We start from the raw sequence: 15,900 nt of genomic DNA, 5'->3' as shown, positions 1-15,900 counted from the left end.
CCCTACTGGCAAGGGAACTATAACGTTGTACTGACTTGAGAGGTGTTGCAGGCATCGATGCTGACGGTTGTGGGGTGCATTCTAATCGGGTTGTTGGGGGTTTTGTGCGGCCTGTATTTTGGCTCGCGCTCATCTACCAGGCAAAGTTTTTCCCAATCCAAGAAGCGAACGGCTGTACGCTGGAATGCCTATCGCGCCCGCGAAGAAGCGAGCGCCGAACTCCAGCAGCAGTTGATTGACATGGTTGGCGGGAATCGACAGGAAGCGGAAAAATTAGTCTCCCGCGCCAGGTTCGGGCATTACGATCGGTCGGAATCGTACTATTGGCGCAGAGCAATTCAAGAATTAGAACAACAGCGCCAACAAAAGCCGAGAGATTGATCGACGGACAGAACAGGCCCATCATCATTCCAACCGATCGCCCTCTACAATTTCAGCCGCAAGTGTAAGCTGGGGCAAGCTAGAGCCGAGGCGATCGCACGGTCAACCTTAGGCACTCCGACCGATAGCTAATTCGGCCAATCGTTTCAAAATACGGCAGACGATGTAAAGTTCATTTTCGGGGCGGAACAGGGAAAATTCGCTGGAGAAAGCGTATTGAGGCAGGTTATTCTGAATCAGTTTGATGAAGATAAAGTGACTACCGTTGGTGACTAGACCAAAGGTAGGGATTTCGGATTTGGGGTTTGCCATCATATAGAACAGTGTTTGGGCGGTTGCATCTTTGAGAGAAAAACCTGCTTGCTTGGACTCTATAACTACAACCCAAATTTGCCGCAGTAAGGCTAATAAATCGATACGACCGTACACTGTATTTTCGCCATCCTGAATGGCTACGTCAACTCGTTTTTCGAGGACGGGGCGTAAGGGCGGTCGATAAAAGCCTGCTAGGGAAAGTAATGGCGACAGGATGACCATTTTTACGAGGTCTTCGAGCATTGGATATTTGTTGAGGTACAGAAATTCTGTCCTAATGCGATCGAGGGCCTGCTTTTCGGATGGGGTTAGCTCCGGCAAGCTATCTTGCCACTCCTGAAAGAAGGTTGGATCGCCAAAGTTTTGTCGCAGGTTGAACCGATCTTCAACGTCGCTTAGGGTAAGTTCGTTTGCCTGAAGTGCCTGAACCATGATTGCGTTGCATCAATGCTGATTAGTTCAAGTATAGAGGGAGTGAAAAGGAGGCGATGTTTTTTTGAGTAGACTGTTTATGTTGTGTACAATAAGTACATTGTCAATCAATTTCAAGCCAATGTCTGACACGAATACTGTTACGGTTCGATTAGACGCGGCACTGAAGCAGAAGCTAGAAGCTTTGTCTAAAAGTACCCAGCGCAGTAAATCTTGGCTGGCGGCTGAGGCGATCGCGGCTTATGTCGATCGAGAGGCTTGGCAAATCCAGCAGATTGAGGAAGCGCTTGGGCAAGCCGATCGCCCCGATGCTGAATGGGTCTCTCATGAGAAGGTATCGGAATGGCTGAATAGTTGGGGCAATGAGGATGAAAAGGCTCCTCCATGCCCATAGTTTGGTTATCTGTTGCAGTTCAAGATGTCCTTCGCATCCGCACTTACATTGCCGATCGAGATCCTTCATCTGCTAAGGATGTTGCCTTGCGTATCGATAAGTCAGTGAATCTGCTGGCAACAATGCCTAATGTAGGACGACCGGGGCGCATTTTTGGGACTCGCGAACTGGCGGTACAAAAGACGCCTTTTTTGGTGGTGTATCGCGTTCAAAACGAGCGAGTTGAGGTTCTGCGAGTTTTACATGGGCGGCAAGATTTTCCTGATGCTCTCTAGGAAAGGTCTTGGGTAGGAAAGTTTTTGAGACTGCAATATTTACCCTGGTTTAGCTGAGCCGATCGCCAGCTAAGTCCCAAGCGAGATCGCAGTTAGACCGCCGCAGCCTTAAAGCCCATCCTAACGATTGCCTAACCCCCACCCAGGCGATCGCCCTCTTCAGCCTCCCCCCAGCGACCATTCTCATTCAGCAGCCTGTGTTTGGTGGTGTGCGCTAGGGCTGAGGCGATCACAGACACAGCGATTGGCCTCTACTGTCTGTGAGTCTGGTTGTTATTTGGTTTTGGTTTCTCAGTCAATTTCACCCATCCACCTTTAAGAGTTTCTGGATCAAAGTCGTAGGTATAAAGCTTAGGTCTTTTATTACACCTCCCTATGATTTTGCAACCCTCTTGGTTACTTGGGGCTATTGTCACCGTTAAATATCCAGAGCACCCTTCAGCGGGACACTCACTATTAAATAAACCTTCAAGAACGGTTCCACGATATCTCTTATAGAATTTTTTGCCTGAAACATGTATGGGAATTCCATTATTTAAATCTCTGATTTTATTAATCCAGACGACTATAAAATATAGTGAAACACATGCAATAATGCCTGAAATAATCCATCGAGAATCATAAATTACTAAAACAAAAGAATTAATTATTTGCTTTAATGGGTCATATTTTAGCGAATCAGACTTTATCTGAACACCAAATATTGATAGAACTGAAGCACTGAAGCAATGCTTCCACTGGTATGTAGAAGCCACATTGAAACTGCCGAGAAAGTTAGCCATGATGCTACTGGAAATCCCAATTGAAATTGACTTACCTCGCCTTTTGGGCTAAAAGAATAGTCAGCTATTTTAGATTTTTCTTGTTCATTTATTATATTCCCATCTCCTAAGATAACTGGAGCAGTATTGCCTTTTATTTTTCCAGCTTTACGACTATTAATATTTGAATACTGATTAGGTACGATTAAATCAACATCACAAGCCGGACATTGGATAAGCTGACTATTGAGTGGGTATTTATTGTCACATTTAGGGCAAATTAGGTTATTTGTAGGATTCATGAAATCAAAACCGTAATATTCTATATATTTAATGTTATTTTAAGCGATTTCCTTGAGAAATGAATTATGCACTTGCAAGAGAAAAAGGCTCGAATTGATTTAATGAAGTCAGTAGGTAGGTAGTTCGTCCTTAAGATATGAGTCAATTAGAGGTTTGGTATTACTTACAGAAAATTTTCACTCTTTTACTAGATTTTGATATCACCTAACTGTTGATATAGTCAAGACTCAATTTTTTGCTCGTCAACAATCACAGCCCCAAGGTCTTGATAAGTTGCCGTCATTCTTCCGTAGCTTGCTCAAAGCACTTTGTAGTCAGGTACATCAGATGGCGGTAAAGTAAGAATGACCAGCGTAAAGAGTCGGTCGACCTGTTTCACCTCGATATTTATCCATGCGATCGCAGCCTGAATCGACTCAGGCGTATGCACCTCAAACGAAATCCCATGCGCCGCCAAATAAGGCCGACCATTCGCCACCGCAACATCAAACTGATGCTCCTTATGGCTTCCTTTCAAAGAAACGCCAGCCTTCACAAACTGCTTAGCCTTAGCCTTGCCAAACTTAGTGGTAAAAACCTGTCTTACTGAAGACGTGGCAACCTTCGCGGCTGCTTGGCGATCGCGTAGCCCATACCTAAAGCGCACAATCCCAAACAGGTCTAGGTTCGGAAATCCGAATGGGGGGTTGACGGCGATCGCACCACGTCCCACCTTGGCAAGCGTGCCCCTTTCCCTACAGAATGGCGGATAAACCGTACTTACTAGAGTCTGGACAGCACTATGGCGATCGCAGAACAGGGCACCATCTCGATCCATACCGAGAATATCTTCCCCATCATCAAGAAGTGGCTCTACTCCGATCACGAAATATTCCTGCGGGAGCTGATTTCCAACGGAGTGGATGCCATTCAAAAGCTCAGAATGGTTTCCTTCTCCGGGGAATATTCCGGGGATCTAGGGGAGCCTCAAATTACACTGGCACTCGATAAAGACAAAAAGCAGCTTTCCATCACCGACAACGGCATTGGCATGACCGCCGACGAGGTGAAGAAATACATCAACCAAGTGGCGTTCTCCAGCGCCGAAGAATTTGTCCAGAAATATCAGTCCAACAACGACCAAAACATCATCGGTCACTTTGGGCTGGGGTTTTACTCCTCCTTCATGGTGGCAAAACACGTCGATATTGAAACCCTGTCCTACCAAGAAGGCGCTGAAGCCGTGCACTGGTCTTGCGATGGCAGCACCGCCTTTTCCCTAGAGTCTTCCGACAAGGCAGAACGGGGCACCACCATTACCCTCACGTTCCAAGACGAAGAGCTAGAGTACCTCGAAGAAGAACGCATCAAGCAGTTGGTTAAAACCTACTGCGACTTTCTTCCCGTTTCCATTAAGCTCGGCGACGAGCAGATCAACAAGCAGAAAGCCCCCTGGAAAGAATCGCCCAGCAACCTGACCAAAGAAGACTATCTAGAGTTTTACCAGTACCTTTATCCCTTCCAAGAAGAGCCGCTGCTGTGGGTGCACGTCAATACCGACTACCCCTTTGTAGTCAACGGCATTCTCTACTTCCCCAAAATCAAACCCGATATCGATGTCACTAAGGGTCAAATCAAACTCTTCTGCAATCAGGTATTTGTCAGCGACAACTGCGAGGAAGTCATCCCTCAGTTCCTGATGCCCCTACGCGGCGTCATCGACAGCTCCGACATTCCCCTCAACGTATCCCGCAGCTTCCTGCAGGCCGATCGCACCGTCCGCCAGATCGCGAACCATATTGCCAAGAAAGTGGGCGATCGCCTCAAGGAACTCTACCGCGACAGCCGCGAGGAATACATCCGCTGCTGGCAGGATTTGGGCACCTTCGTGAAGTTCGGTTCCATCAACGACGAAAAGTTCAAAAAGCAAGTGGAAGACATTCTGATCTTCCGCAGCACCGCCGACTTGAATGCCGCCCAACCCGAAGCTGCCGAAGGCGACGATGCCTGGAGCGCCGAAAAATCTACCGTCGGTTCCTACACCACTATCAAGGACTATCTAGAGCGCAACAAAGCGCGCCACGAGAATAAAATCTACTACTGTACCGATGAGGTGAATCAAGCCACCTACGTCGAGCTGCACAAAAAGCAGGGCTTAGAAGTGCTGTTTATGGATGCGTTCATCGACACGCACTTTGTACCGTTCCTAGAGCGGGAATATTCCGATGTCAAGTTCTCGCGGGTGGACTCCGATTTAGACGAAACGCTGATCGATAAAGATCGAGCCGCAGAAATCGTAGACCCCAAAACCAACCAAACCCGCAGCGAAGGCATTAAGCAACTCTTCGAGAAGGCACTGAACAAGCCTAAAATCACCATCCGTACGGAGGCCCTCAAGGCCGATAACGGTCAAGGCGCGCCCCCTGCAATGATTCTGCTGCCGGAATCGGCACGGCGGATGCAGGAGCTTATGGCCATGATGCAACAGCAGCAGATGCAGTTCCCTGAGGAACACACGCTATTGGTCAATACATCCCACCCCCTGATTCAAAATCTGGTCAACATCAGCCAGGGCAGCGTCATTAGCGGGTCTGGAACATCCCCCTCGGCGGAGTTGGCCAACCAAATCTGCGAATATGTCTACGACTTAGCGCTGATGGCCCAGAAGGGCTTCGATGCGGAGGGAATGAAGTCCTTTACGGAGCGCTCCAACCAGGTGCTGACGCGGCTGACGGAGTTGGCGGCTCGATAGTTTGTTTGAATTAATTAATGCAAAAGCCTGAACCAGGTTGTCCGGTTCAGGCTTTTGTCGTCTTTTGTCCCAGAGGTTCCGGCTTTGTCTGTAGCGAGCCACGTGCTCCGCCACAAAAATTAGAGATAAAGTGTTTTTGAGAAGGACTATGTGCTATATTCGTTAACCGGAAGGTAGTTTGGGTCGATGCCCGAGTGGTTAATGGGGGCGGACTGTAAATCCGCTGGCTACGCCTACGCTGGTTCAAATCCAGCTCGGCCCATACCTTCGCTGCCCGTGTGGCTCAGTGGTAGAGCACACCCTTGGTAAGGGTGAGGTCACGAGTTCAATCCTCGTCACGGGCTTTGGTTGGGAAATTATAGAGTCAAGCTCTCTACGAAGTCAGTAGGTGCGTTGACGGAATTTGGTCAACATGAATAGGATATTTTTATCCAAGTTGACCTAGATAGGGCTTGCTGAAAAAGTATAGAACGTAGGGATTACAGTTCATCTGTCCGAACAAGGGGGTTGAAAAGTGCAAGAAAAAAGGCGAAAAATAGTCAAACCCCTTGCACTTGAGTCGGCATGTATCGGACTTCACCCCCAGGCCAACTGTCCTTTGAGAACTTCTACCTGCCCTTCGGCGGCAAATTGTCCCGTGACAATCGCTGGGTAAAGCTGGCTAAACTCATCCCGTGGGAAACAGTAGAAGCGAGTTATGCCGACCAGTTTAGTGCCACGATGGGCGCACCAGCCAAACCGTTTCGAGTCGCATTGGGAACCCTCATCATCAAAGAGAAGCTCGGCACCAGCGATGAAGAGACCGTGGAGCAGATCCGCGAGAACCCATACTTGCAGTACTTCTTGGGATTTAGCGAGTATCGGGATGAAGCGCCATTTGACTCATCCCTGTTGGTTCACTTTCGCAAACGCCTGAGTCTGGAGCTAGTGGGTCAGGTCAACGAAGCCGTCGTGCAGAAGATGCAAGGAGTGGCAGAAGCTACTGAATCACAGATGGCGGTATCGAGTGAAGCAGCATCTGAATCAGACCGTGATGACGATGAGCCACCCTCCCCCAATCAAGGGCAGCTCATCTTAGATGCGACCTGTGCCCCTGCGGATATTCGCTACCCGAGCGACTTGAGCTTATTGAATGAGGCTAGAGAGCAGAGCGAAGCCATCCTAGATGCCCTCTACGTCCAAGTGAGCGACCAATTTAAGACCAAGCCTCGCACCTACCGAAAGCTCGCGCGCAAAGCGTATCTATCCATCTCGAAGCAACGAAAACCCAGCCGTCAACTCAGGAGAAAAGGGATTCGTCAGCAACTCAACTATCTGGGTCGCAATCTCAAGCATATTGATATCCTCATAACAGCTGGGGCATCCTTGGCACAACTGAGTCGGCGTCAGTATCGCCTGCTGTTGGTCATCACTGAAGTCGTCAGGCAACAACGAGCCATGTTTGACGCCAACATCCGTCGCATCGATGACCGGATTGTGAGCATCGCCCAGCCCCATGTGAGGCCCATTGTGCGTGGCAAAGCAGGCGTGCCCGTGGAGTTTGGTGCAAAGCTATCGGTCAGTTGTATCAACGGCTGTGTGTTTCTAGACCGGCTCAGTTGGGACAATTTCAATGAGTCGACCCATCTCCAAGACCAGGTGGAAGCTTATCGGGCTCGGTTTGGCTGCTATCCCGAGTCGGTTCATGCCGACCAGATTTATCGCACTCGCGCCAATCGCAGTTGGTGTAAGGCGCGTGGTATCCGATTGAGTGGCCCGCCTTTGGGCAGGCCGAAGCAAGACCCATCGGTGCAGGCTCAACTCAAGCGACAGGCGCGTCAAGATGAGAAAGTCCGGGTCTGGATTGAAGGTAAGTTTGGTCAGGCCAAGCGACGCTTTTCTCTGGCACGGGTGATGGCGAAATTGGCCCACACGGCTCAAAGTGCCATTGCGATTACGTTTCTCGTGCTCAATTTGGAGCGTTGGCTCGCTGGGCTCTTAGCCTTGCTTTTTTGGCTTTTCGATCTGTGTCTGCAAGTCCTTCATGGCGGGATGGAGCGTGACGAAGCCGCTCAGCTGACGATGGGAGAATCGATGTCCTTTGTGTCCATTACTGAGCATTCATATCCAGCTATGTCTGAATTGGCGATCGCGTTGCCAATCTCAGTCTGAAATGACTTTTTCAGCAAGCCCTAGATAAATGCCAAATCCACGTCCATGCAAAGAATTTTTAATACCCAGGCCAAGAGCCGATAAAGGTAAGGGAGTCTTGTCTAAAAAGGTTGTCTCAGTGAAATTGACGGAGTATGTTGATGCAGCAGTGCGATCGCTGCCTTCTATGACCGCATGGCTACGCCGGGTCATTACCGAAGCGGCCCAGCGGGAATTGATGAAGGACGATGTCCTGAGCTTGTCGAAGGATGGTAGATCGTGACGGCGGAACGATGGACAGATGAGCGGCTGGATAGGCTAGCCCTAACGGTTGAATCCAACAATGAGCAAATAGCAGCCAACTCACAGGCGATCGCCGCAAATAGTGAAGCGATCGCCGCAAACAGTGAAGCGATCGCATCCAGTGATGGACGGCTGACCCGTATGGAATTTGCAATCACCGAATTGTCTCAAATTCAATTGCGGATGATTCAAGAGTCCGCTGACTATCGCAGAGACATGTTAGAAATGCGCGCTGACATCCAAGAAATGCAGGCTGAAGTTAGAGGGCTGCAAACCGAAAACCGTCGCATCCTAGATCATCTGTTTGGAGAACAGTCAGACTGACCCCGACTCAGGACGTACTACAACTTGCAATCTAAGCTCACTTACCCCGAAATCTACCCCACTATTATATTGACAATGCTCAAAAGCTTTGCTGTGAATAATCTCTAGCCTGTCCTGTCCCACCCTTGGCAAGGGAAAGTCACGACTTCAACTTCAGAGCTGAAAAGTCCGATCTCTCGTCATTTAAGAAACGGATGCTAGTGCCGCATTGAGCGTGGCACTGGGACGCATTGCTTTGGTAGTTTTCTCTGGATCGGCGTGATAGTAGCCTCCAATATCGACCGGACTACCCTGAGCCGCTGTAAGTTCGTCCAGAATTGCAGCTTCATTATCGGCGAGCTGTTGGGCAAGCTTCGCAAACTTGGCTTTTAGTTCCGCATTCTTATCTTGTTCGGCTAAAGCTCGCGCCCAATACATCGCCAAATAGAAATGACTGCCGCGATTATCTAACTCATTGACCTTTGCAGAAGGAGACTTGGCATTGTCCAGGTATTGACCGTTAGCTCGATCGAGAGCCTCAGCCAAAATCAGGGCAGTCTCGTTATTCGTCTTATTTGCCAAATCCTCCAACGCAACCGCAAGGGCTAAAAACTCGCCCAAAGAATCCCAGCGAAGATGGCCTTCATTCACAAATTGCTGGACGTGCTTGGGTGCAGAACCGCCCGCACCCGTTTCAAACAAACCGCCACCCGCCAGCAAAGGGACAATGGAAAGCATTTTGGCGCTCGTACCCAGTTCGAGAATCGGAAAAAGGTCCGTCAAATAATCGCGCAAGACATTACCCGTGACAGAGATGACGTTGTGCCCTGCCTTAATTTGCTCGCAAGTAAAGCGCATGGCTTTTACGGGCGACATCATTTTGATTGCAAGTCCGGCGGTATCGTAATGAGAAAGATATTGGTTGACCTTTTCGATGAGATTGGCATCGTGGGCGCGATTCGGATCCAGCCAAAAAACCGTAGGCGAACCAGTCGCTTTAGCCCGACTGACCGCCAGCTTTACCCAATCCCGGATCGGCAGGTCTTTCGTTTGGCACATGCGCCAGATATCCCCTTTCTCGACCCTGTGTTCCATCAAAGTTTGCCCCGCCGCATCCACAACCCGAACCGTCCCATCCGCAAGAATTTCAAACGTTTTATCGTGAGAACCGTATTCCTCCGCCTTTTGGGCCATCAGACCGACGTTGGACACGTTTCCCATCGTCGTCACGTCGAAGGCTCCCTGTTCTTGGCAGAATTTGATGATTTCTTGGTAGATGGTGGCATAACACCGATCTGGAATCATTGCCTTGGTATCGGCGAGTTTGCCATCCGGCCCCCACATTTTGCCAGAGGTCCGAATCGCCGCAGCCATAGAGGCGTCAATAATGACATCGCTGGGAACGTGGAGATTGGTAATTCCTTTGTCAGAGTTGACCATCGCCAGTTTAGGGCGAGTTTCGTAGGTGGCTTGCAGGTCCGCTTCAATCGCCGCCCGGCGATCGCCGGGGAGGGCTTGGATTTTGGCATATAGGTCGCCGAGTCCGTTGTTGGGGTTGACACCTAGGTTCGCAAACGTATCGGCATATTTTGTGAAAACGTCTTTGTAGTAGATAGCAACGGCATGCCCAAACAGGATGGGGTCAGAAATTTTCATCATCGTCGCTTTGACGTGGAGCGAGAGCAAAATATCTTCTGCCTTAGCGGCGTCGATCTCTCGCTCGTAGAAAGCCCGCAATGCCTTTACGCTCATCACCGACGAATCGATGACCTCCCCTTCCAACACCGCTGTTTTCGCTTTGAGAACCGTTGTAGAGCCATCCTCTGCAATTAGCTCGATTTTGACATCGCCTGCGTTCTCAATAACGACCGACTGTTCGTTTCCGTAAAAATCGCCAGCGTCCATGTGGGCGACGTGAGATCTAGAATCAGCCGCCCACGCACCCACAGCATGGGGGTGCTTTTGCGCGTACTGCTTCACCGCCGCCGCAACTCGCCGATCTGAGTTGCCCTCGCGCAAGACGGGGTTGACCGCGCTCCCTAGAACTTTGGCATAACGCGCTTTTATTGCAGCTTCGGCCTCATTTTGAGGTTCGGCTGGATAGTTGGGGATGTCGTACCCTTGCCCTTGCAATTCTTGAATGGCAGCCATTAATTGCGGCAGAGAAGCGCTGATGTTCGGCAGCTTGATGATGTTGGCTTCCGGCGTTTTAGCGAGTTCTCCTAACTGGGTCAGGGCATCGGGTTGCCTTTGCGCTTCCGTCAGCTTTTCAGGAAAATTGGCGATGATACGCCCTGCTAGGGAGATGTCGCTCGTTTCTACCGCAATGCGAGCCGCATCTGTAAAAACCTTGACAATCGGAAGGAAGGAATACGTTGCTAACGCAGGTGCTTCATCTGTATAGGTATAGATAATTTTATAGGTTTGGTCGGTCATAGAGGTTCCTATCGGTTTTTGTATAAGTCGGAGCCATTAAACTTTCTAGACGAGATTGGGTTTCGACACCGCGGTTCGGCTGAGCTCACCGTCGAAGCCTCAACCCTCGCCCATTCTGAATTTGAGGGTTGAGCGGCGGTGCCCTGCTGTGTCCTGAGCTTGTCGAAGGGAGCCTGTCGAAGGGAGCCGAAACCCGCCTTGCAGACGATTATGTCTGTACATTTAGCTCGCGTAATTGAGACCAGACATCGAAGGTAAAACGTAACAAGAACCAATTTACGTCTTACTCGTTACATTTACGATAAACCTTCTAAAATCCTCAGACGATAGGCTGAGAGGAACAAACCGAGCTATCGAAGCAAAGATGGGTATTTTGCATCAATTTTTCCGGCTTGCGATCGCAAACATCCTTGCCAATCTGATGGTTCCCCTAGCGGGATTGATGGACGTCGCCTTTTTGGGCCATCTCGCTGAGATCCGCCACTTGGCTGGGGTGGCATTAGCCACGGTCTTGTTTAACTACCTGTACTGGACCTTTGGCTTTCTCCGCATGGGCACCACTGGCATGACCGCCCAAGCAATGGGGCGCGAGGATGTAGATGCCGCACTTTTGGTGGGGCTGCGCAATGGCGCGATCGCCCTTGGCTTAGGCACGGCTTTGGTACTGCTTCAATATCCTTTGCGGATTGCTGGCTTTGCCCTCTTTAGCGCTACACCAGAGGTAAAAGCGGCAGGTCAAGCGTATTACGACGCTTTGATTTGGGGCGCGCCCGCAACGTTGCTCAATTTTGTGGTGCTGGGATGGTTCTTAGGGCGATCGCAGAGCAAGAAGGTATTGCTGCTCTCTGCGGTCAGCAATCTGACGAATGTAGGACTCGACTATCTCTTCATCGTGCGATGGGGTTGGGAAAGTAGGGGAGCGGGCGCCGCCACTGCCCTCGGTCAGGGTGCAATGCTGCTGGTCGGATTGGGAATGGTGAGTCGAGACGTGGGCGCAGGGCAATTGCAGCGCGTTGCAAAACACTTGCTAGACCCTACCGCGCTTAGGGCCACCGTCATGTTGAATGGCGAGCTGATGGTCCGCACTTTTGCCCTGATCTCTACCTTTGCCGCGTTTACAAATCTCAGCTCTAACCTGGGCACTGAGATTCTCTCGACGAATGCCGTCCTGCTGCAAGTGGTGACTTTAGCGGCCTACTTTATTGACGGATTTGCCTTTGCAATTGAAAGCTTAGCGGGAATGCTGAGCGCCCAAAAAGAATTCGCGCAGTTGGCACGGCTCCTGCGGGTGGCAACGGCCACCAGTTTTGGGTTGGGGCTGCTCGTTTCCCTCGCTTTTACCCTCGCGCCGACGGCTTTATTCCAACACTTGACCAACCACCGCGAGATTTTAGATCGCATTGGAGACTATACGCCTTGGTTGTTGCCCGTTCTGGGATTTGGCTCCATTGCTTACTTGCTCGATGGTTATTTTTTGGGTTTGACGGCAGGGCGACTGCTGCGCCGCTCGGTGACGATCGCCGCCTTAGGAGGCTTTATGCCGATGGCGATCGCCGCCTGGCAGTTGCGCGACGCTCATTTGCTGTGGTTGGGGCTGACATTGTTTATGGCGCTCAGGGCGATCGCCTTAGGGCTAGAAATTCCGAAAACGCTTCGCAAACTCCCTCCATAAATGTTTTCAGGCAATTAAATTTTTGATTTGCGCAAAAGGCTTCGTAAGAGATTCTCTGAACTGAGCGATCGAATTTTGGATCGCCTGCATCGTATTGCTCTGCGTTACGGTCTCTAATGCGATCGGTTTCTCGACAGAAATTTTGGCCTGCCAAATTTCAGGAGTATCGATATAACGCTCTACTTCGCTGACGCGACACTGAATGCACAAGACAACACAATCGCCAGACTTAAGATTGCCTTGTCCGATTACAGTTCCCCGAACGCTATCAAGAGGAGCTTCAATAGAAAATTCTTGTCCCCAGTGAATATTCGTAAAATCATGATTTCTATTCATCTCTTTTTCGCCCCATTTGAGAAGTTTTACGGTGAAGGCGCGATGCTTGGAGACTAGACAAGGTTACGCGCGGCAGATGCATTGTTTAGATAAACGTTATAGAGCAGCAGACAGATCGGCTACGGTCAGCACCTTGGAAACAACATCGCCAAGATTGGATCGATTGCCAGTGCTGCCTATAACGCTTAGGGCTAGTGCGCGGCATCATATTCCGACTGAAAATCATCTTACACAATTCTGAATGAATTGTAAAGCATTTGCGATTCATTTAGAATTGAATCGCAAATTATGCTTTCCTAATTGAAGCTGCCAGCAAAAAATGAAAAGCGCGAAGCTCCTGCTACCGCCGTGTTTGCTGGTTTGTGGTAACTGCCACCAGAGGCGTTGCAGCAAAGTCGCTTTCTTTTCTTCTCTACAGTCGCGAGCCAACAGTGCGAGCATTGAGATGCTTGCTCTATTGGCAGCGTTGACGCGGTAATCTATCGCTCTCGCTGGATTAAGAACGAGCGTCGGTTTGTCGATCGAACATAACGAGACAGCGGCCTGGGTTTGCATGCGCCCGCAAACATCACTTCAGAGGCCACCAGTGCACCTTATCGCGCGTGGTGCTATAGACCTCTTTCATCCCTTCTGCGTCGAGCACGGATAGAGTGTCTGCAGAAAAATCGCTGGAGCGCCCTGTCTCGATCAACCGTTGTTGCTCCATCCCCTTGAGGACTTGTTCGACAGTGCGAAGGTTGAGCTGACTCGCCCGAGCAATAATATCCACGGGTAAATCGAAGGTATAAACGCCAGCCTCATTGGGCTGGTTCCCCAATTCGCGCTCTTGGTAGATCAAACCGCGAAGGATAGATGCCACAGCCTGAGGGGGATAGGTGCTGCAATTGAGCAAGTGATACTGAAATTTTTCGTGCAGCTCGAACAGCAGGTCGTAACGCTTCTGAAAACCTTCATGCTCGTTATATAAACGCTGCACCGCTTCCAATGGAATCTTAAGAACGTCGGTCGTTTTGTAAGACTCGAGTAAGCTCGGAAACCCCAGCTGGATCTTGCCAAATCCAATCGGCAAGCTGCCCATACCAAAGCAACTGCCGGGGTAGTGAATTGCAATAATGCGGTCTAAAGGACTGCTGCGAACGATCGCAGGGCCTCCAGACGCGATCAGGTAAAGAAAAGCGAGCTGATGGCCTGGGCGATAGGCCGTATAAACCGGGCGATTAGAGTAAAGCTTTTCCGATTCAGGAGCGCACGCCTCTAAAACTTGACCGAGTTCGGAAGCATTTAACACTCGAAACAGAGCGTTTTGGCGAAGAATGGCCTTGAGAGCATCCTGTTTAGATGCTTTAACAGTCGTGCCCATACATCCCTATGAATTTTTGAAAGAGCGCTAAGCAATACCCCAACATAAAGCAGACGGCCTACTAACAGAGCTGTATTGGCCTGTGTCCCATAAATTAATTTTGACATGAATTTGAATGCCTCGTTGAGACAGGTTGACGCGACCTAAGATTAAATTTCAAATGTATTGAAATTTACTTGAACATCATATAGAGTTAAAAAGAGTTTAATGTGCAATTGAATCAGAGAGGAGTGGCCGTATGAATCGTTTAGATGCAGCGTTCCAAGCGAGTTCGCTTGCGCCGCAAGCGCGGAAAGTCTTAGCGGCCTGTGCCTCGCTCGGGATTCTGCTATCTGGGTGTGCGGGTAGCTCCGGGAATGCTAGTAGCTCCTCAGCCGCCAATACAGGGAGCAGTAGTGCTGGCGCTAAGTTAACCTTGGTGTCCTATGCCGTCACCAAGCAGGCTTACGAAAATATCATTCCGAAGTTTGTGGCGGATTGGAAAGCTAAAACGGGGCAAGAGGTGACGTTCGAACAAAGCTATGGCGGATCTGGATCGCAAACCCGTGCCGTCATTGATGGGCTAGAGGCAGACATCGTGCAGCTTGCCCTCGCGGGAGATGTGAAAAAAATCGAAAAGGCAGGTTTAATCGAGCCGGGATGGGAGCAAGAAGCGCCAAATGACGCAACGGTAACCCGCTCCGTTGTCGCACTGGTAACCCGTCCTGGCAGGCCCAAAGTCGAGCAGTGGTCTCAGCTTGGAGACGGGCAGCTTAAAGTGATTACAGCCAATCCTAAAACCTCCGGCGGCGCTAAATGGAACTTTCTCGCCCTTTGGGCATCCGTGGCTAAGACTGGGGGAGACGAACCTAAGGCGCTGGCCTTTGCCGAGAACGTACTCGAAAATACGCCTGTTTTGCCCAAGGATGCGCGCGAGTCGAGCGACGTTTTTTACAAGCAAGGCCAGGGAGACGTCCTAATCAACTACGAAAACGAAGTATTGCTAGCCAAGCTCAAAGGAGATACCCAGCCCTTTAGCATCCCCAGAGATGTCAATATTTCCATTGATGCACCTGTGGCAGTGGTCGATAAAAACGTGGATAAGCACGGCACCCGCAAGGTGGCTGAAGCCTTTGTCCAGTTTCTGTACACCCCCGAAGCCCAACGCGAGTATGCCAAAGTAGGCTTCCGTCCTGTAGACGCGTCCGTCCTCAAAGAGTTTGAGGCCCAGTATCCCAAGGTCGGAAAGCTAATTACCGTCAAGGATTTTGGCGGCTGGGGCCAAATTGACGAGAAGTTTTTTAAGGATGGAGCCATCTTCGACCAAATTCAAACCAAAGTTTCTCAGTCTTAGCAATCTATTTGAGAGCGCGCGCCATGACGTTTAGTTTTGACCGTACTACCCACAGCGAACCGACAGAGCGTAGTTTGAGTACGCCACGTTCTGCCCTAGAGCAAGCCGCGCGCCGGATCCGGCAGCGGATCCAAATCCAAATTCCGCCAAAATACGCGCAAGAGCCGATCGTCTCAACCCTGGCCACTCGCTACGAATTGGACGTGAATATCTTAAGCGCGCTCTTGGCGAGCAATTCTAGCGAGTCTGGTTGGTTCGATTTAGAACTGAACGGCATCCCTCACCGGATTCAAGCCGCACTGAAGTATTTGGAGCAGCTGCACATCGAGATTCTCAGCGACGATACAGCGACTCAAAAGAGTTGGACTTTTCAGTAATTTTTTTTGTAGAGACGCATTCTCTCGTTTGGACTGATTTTTGTAAAGGAGACCTTAG

16 protein-coding genes and 2 tRNA genes are annotated in these 15,900 nt (G+C 50.1%); 12 read left to right on the top strand and 6 right to left on the bottom strand.

The window, feature by feature from the left end:
- Positions 1 to 57: 57 nt before the first annotated feature.
- Complete coding sequence (locus R6H26_RS05175; RefSeq protein ID WP_404788919.1) at positions 58 to 381, top strand: hypothetical protein; 324 nt, start codon at positions 58 to 60, stop codon at positions 379 to 381.
- Positions 382 to 489: 108 nt separating this feature from the next.
- Here R6H26_RS05175 and R6H26_RS05170 read toward each other — a convergent pair whose 3' ends face one another.
- Positions 490 to 1,128 carry a restriction endonuclease subunit R gene (locus R6H26_RS05170; protein WP_404788917.1) on the bottom strand — a complete coding sequence of 213 codons (639 nt, stop codon included), beginning with the start codon at positions 1,126 to 1,128 and terminating at the stop codon, positions 490 to 492.
- A gap of 121 nt (positions 1,129 to 1,249) precedes the next feature.
- On the opposite strand from R6H26_RS05170, the gene R6H26_RS05165 reads away from it, so the two are divergent.
- The gene (locus R6H26_RS05165) at positions 1,250 to 1,522 is read left to right on the top strand and encodes a CopG family ribbon-helix-helix protein (protein WP_404788915.1); all 273 of its coding nucleotides are present in this window, start codon (positions 1,250 to 1,252) and stop codon (positions 1,520 to 1,522) included.
- Positions 1,513 to 1,797 (top strand): type II toxin-antitoxin system RelE/ParE family toxin, encoded by a 285-nt coding sequence (locus R6H26_RS05160; RefSeq protein WP_404788913.1) that lies wholly within the window; start codon positions 1,513 to 1,515, stop codon positions 1,795 to 1,797. The genes R6H26_RS05165 and R6H26_RS05160 overlap by 10 nt, the downstream gene beginning before the upstream one ends.
- Positions 1,798 to 2,482: 685 nt before the next feature.
- Here the strand turns inward: R6H26_RS05160 and R6H26_RS05155 are convergent.
- Positions 2,483 to 2,860 carry a hypothetical protein gene (locus R6H26_RS05155; RefSeq protein ID WP_404788911.1) on the bottom strand — a complete coding sequence of 126 codons (378 nt, stop codon included), beginning with the start codon at positions 2,858 to 2,860 and terminating at the stop codon, positions 2,483 to 2,485.
- A 299-nt stretch (positions 2,861 to 3,159) separates the two neighbouring features.
- On the bottom strand, positions 3,160 to 3,678 hold the full coding sequence (locus tag R6H26_RS05150) for a hypothetical protein (protein ID WP_404788909.1): 519 nt from the start codon (positions 3,676 to 3,678) through the stop codon (positions 3,160 to 3,162).
- Here R6H26_RS05150 and htpG point away from each other — a divergent pair.
- The 6 genes from htpG (at position 3,643) to R6H26_RS05120 (ending at position 8,349) form a co-directional block, all read left to right on the top strand.
- Positions 3,643 to 5,592 (top strand): molecular chaperone HtpG, encoded by a 1,950-nt coding sequence (gene htpG / locus R6H26_RS05145; protein ID WP_404788908.1) that lies wholly within the window; start codon positions 3,643 to 3,645, stop codon positions 5,590 to 5,592. The two genes, R6H26_RS05150 and htpG, sit on opposite strands and share 36 nt — an antisense overlap.
- Positions 5,593 to 5,772: 180 nt before the next feature.
- Positions 5,773 to 5,854, top strand: a tRNA-Tyr gene (locus tag R6H26_RS05140).
- 10 nt (positions 5,855 to 5,864) lie between these two features.
- Positions 5,865 to 5,936, top strand: a tRNA-Thr gene (locus R6H26_RS05135).
- A gap of 220 nt (positions 5,937 to 6,156) precedes the next feature.
- Positions 6,157 to 7,743, top strand: coding sequence for an IS5 family transposase (locus tag R6H26_RS05130; RefSeq protein ID WP_404783413.1), 1,587 nt, complete (start codon positions 6,157 to 6,159; stop codon positions 7,741 to 7,743).
- A gap of 97 nt (positions 7,744 to 7,840) precedes the next feature.
- On the top strand, positions 7,841 to 8,005 hold the full coding sequence (locus tag R6H26_RS05125; protein ID WP_404788906.1) for a hypothetical protein: 165 nt from the start codon (positions 7,841 to 7,843) through the stop codon (positions 8,003 to 8,005).
- On the top strand, positions 8,002 to 8,349 hold the full coding sequence (locus R6H26_RS05120; RefSeq protein ID WP_404788905.1) for a hypothetical protein: 348 nt from the start codon (positions 8,002 to 8,004) through the stop codon (positions 8,347 to 8,349). Before R6H26_RS05125 ends, R6H26_RS05120 begins: the two co-directional genes overlap by 4 nt.
- Positions 8,350 to 8,532: 183 nt before the next feature.
- On the opposite strand, the gene R6H26_RS05115 is transcribed toward R6H26_RS05120, so the two are convergent.
- Positions 8,533 to 10,764: an NADP-dependent isocitrate dehydrogenase gene (locus tag R6H26_RS05115; RefSeq protein WP_404788903.1), complete on the bottom strand. Its 2,232-nt coding sequence runs from the start codon at positions 10,762 to 10,764 to the stop codon at positions 8,533 to 8,535.
- A gap of 301 nt (positions 10,765 to 11,065) precedes the next feature.
- On the opposite strand from R6H26_RS05115, the gene gntT reads away from it, so the two are divergent.
- Positions 11,066 to 12,436 carry a guanitoxin biosynthesis MATE family efflux transporter GntT gene (gntT, locus tag R6H26_RS05110; RefSeq protein WP_404791218.1) on the top strand — a complete coding sequence of 457 codons (1,371 nt, stop codon included), beginning with the start codon at positions 11,066 to 11,068 and terminating at the stop codon, positions 12,434 to 12,436.
- Positions 12,437 to 12,442: 6 nt separating this feature from the next.
- Here gntT and R6H26_RS05105 read toward each other — a convergent pair whose 3' ends face one another.
- Both R6H26_RS05105 and R6H26_RS05100 read right to left on the bottom strand, forming a co-directional pair.
- On the bottom strand, positions 12,443 to 12,772 hold the full coding sequence (locus tag R6H26_RS05105) for a hypothetical protein (protein ID WP_404788901.1): 330 nt from the start codon (positions 12,770 to 12,772) through the stop codon (positions 12,443 to 12,445).
- A gap of 568 nt (positions 12,773 to 13,340) precedes the next feature.
- Positions 13,341 to 14,132 (bottom strand): Crp/Fnr family transcriptional regulator, encoded by a 792-nt coding sequence (locus tag R6H26_RS05100; RefSeq protein WP_404788899.1) that lies wholly within the window; start codon positions 14,130 to 14,132, stop codon positions 13,341 to 13,343.
- A gap of 238 nt (positions 14,133 to 14,370) precedes the next feature.
- On the opposite strand from R6H26_RS05100, the gene R6H26_RS05095 reads away from it, so the two are divergent.
- A complete protein-coding gene (locus tag R6H26_RS05095; RefSeq protein WP_404788898.1) occupies positions 14,371 to 15,465 on the top strand; it encodes a sulfate ABC transporter substrate-binding protein in 1,095 nt (364 codons plus the stop codon).
- A 23-nt stretch (positions 15,466 to 15,488) separates the two neighbouring features.
- On the top strand, positions 15,489 to 15,842 hold the full coding sequence (locus tag R6H26_RS05090) for an NIL domain-containing protein (RefSeq protein WP_404788896.1): 354 nt from the start codon (positions 15,489 to 15,491) through the stop codon (positions 15,840 to 15,842).
- The last annotated feature ends 58 nt before the right edge of the window (positions 15,843 to 15,900 follow it).

The organism is Altericista sp. CCNU0014, from assembly GCF_044923475.1.
Lineage (GTDB): Bacteria > Cyanobacteriota > Cyanobacteriia > Thermosynechococcales > Thermosynechococcaceae > JAAURS01.
Note: the sequence above shows the minus strand (reverse complement) of the source record. Positions and strands in the feature narration are given on the sequence as shown.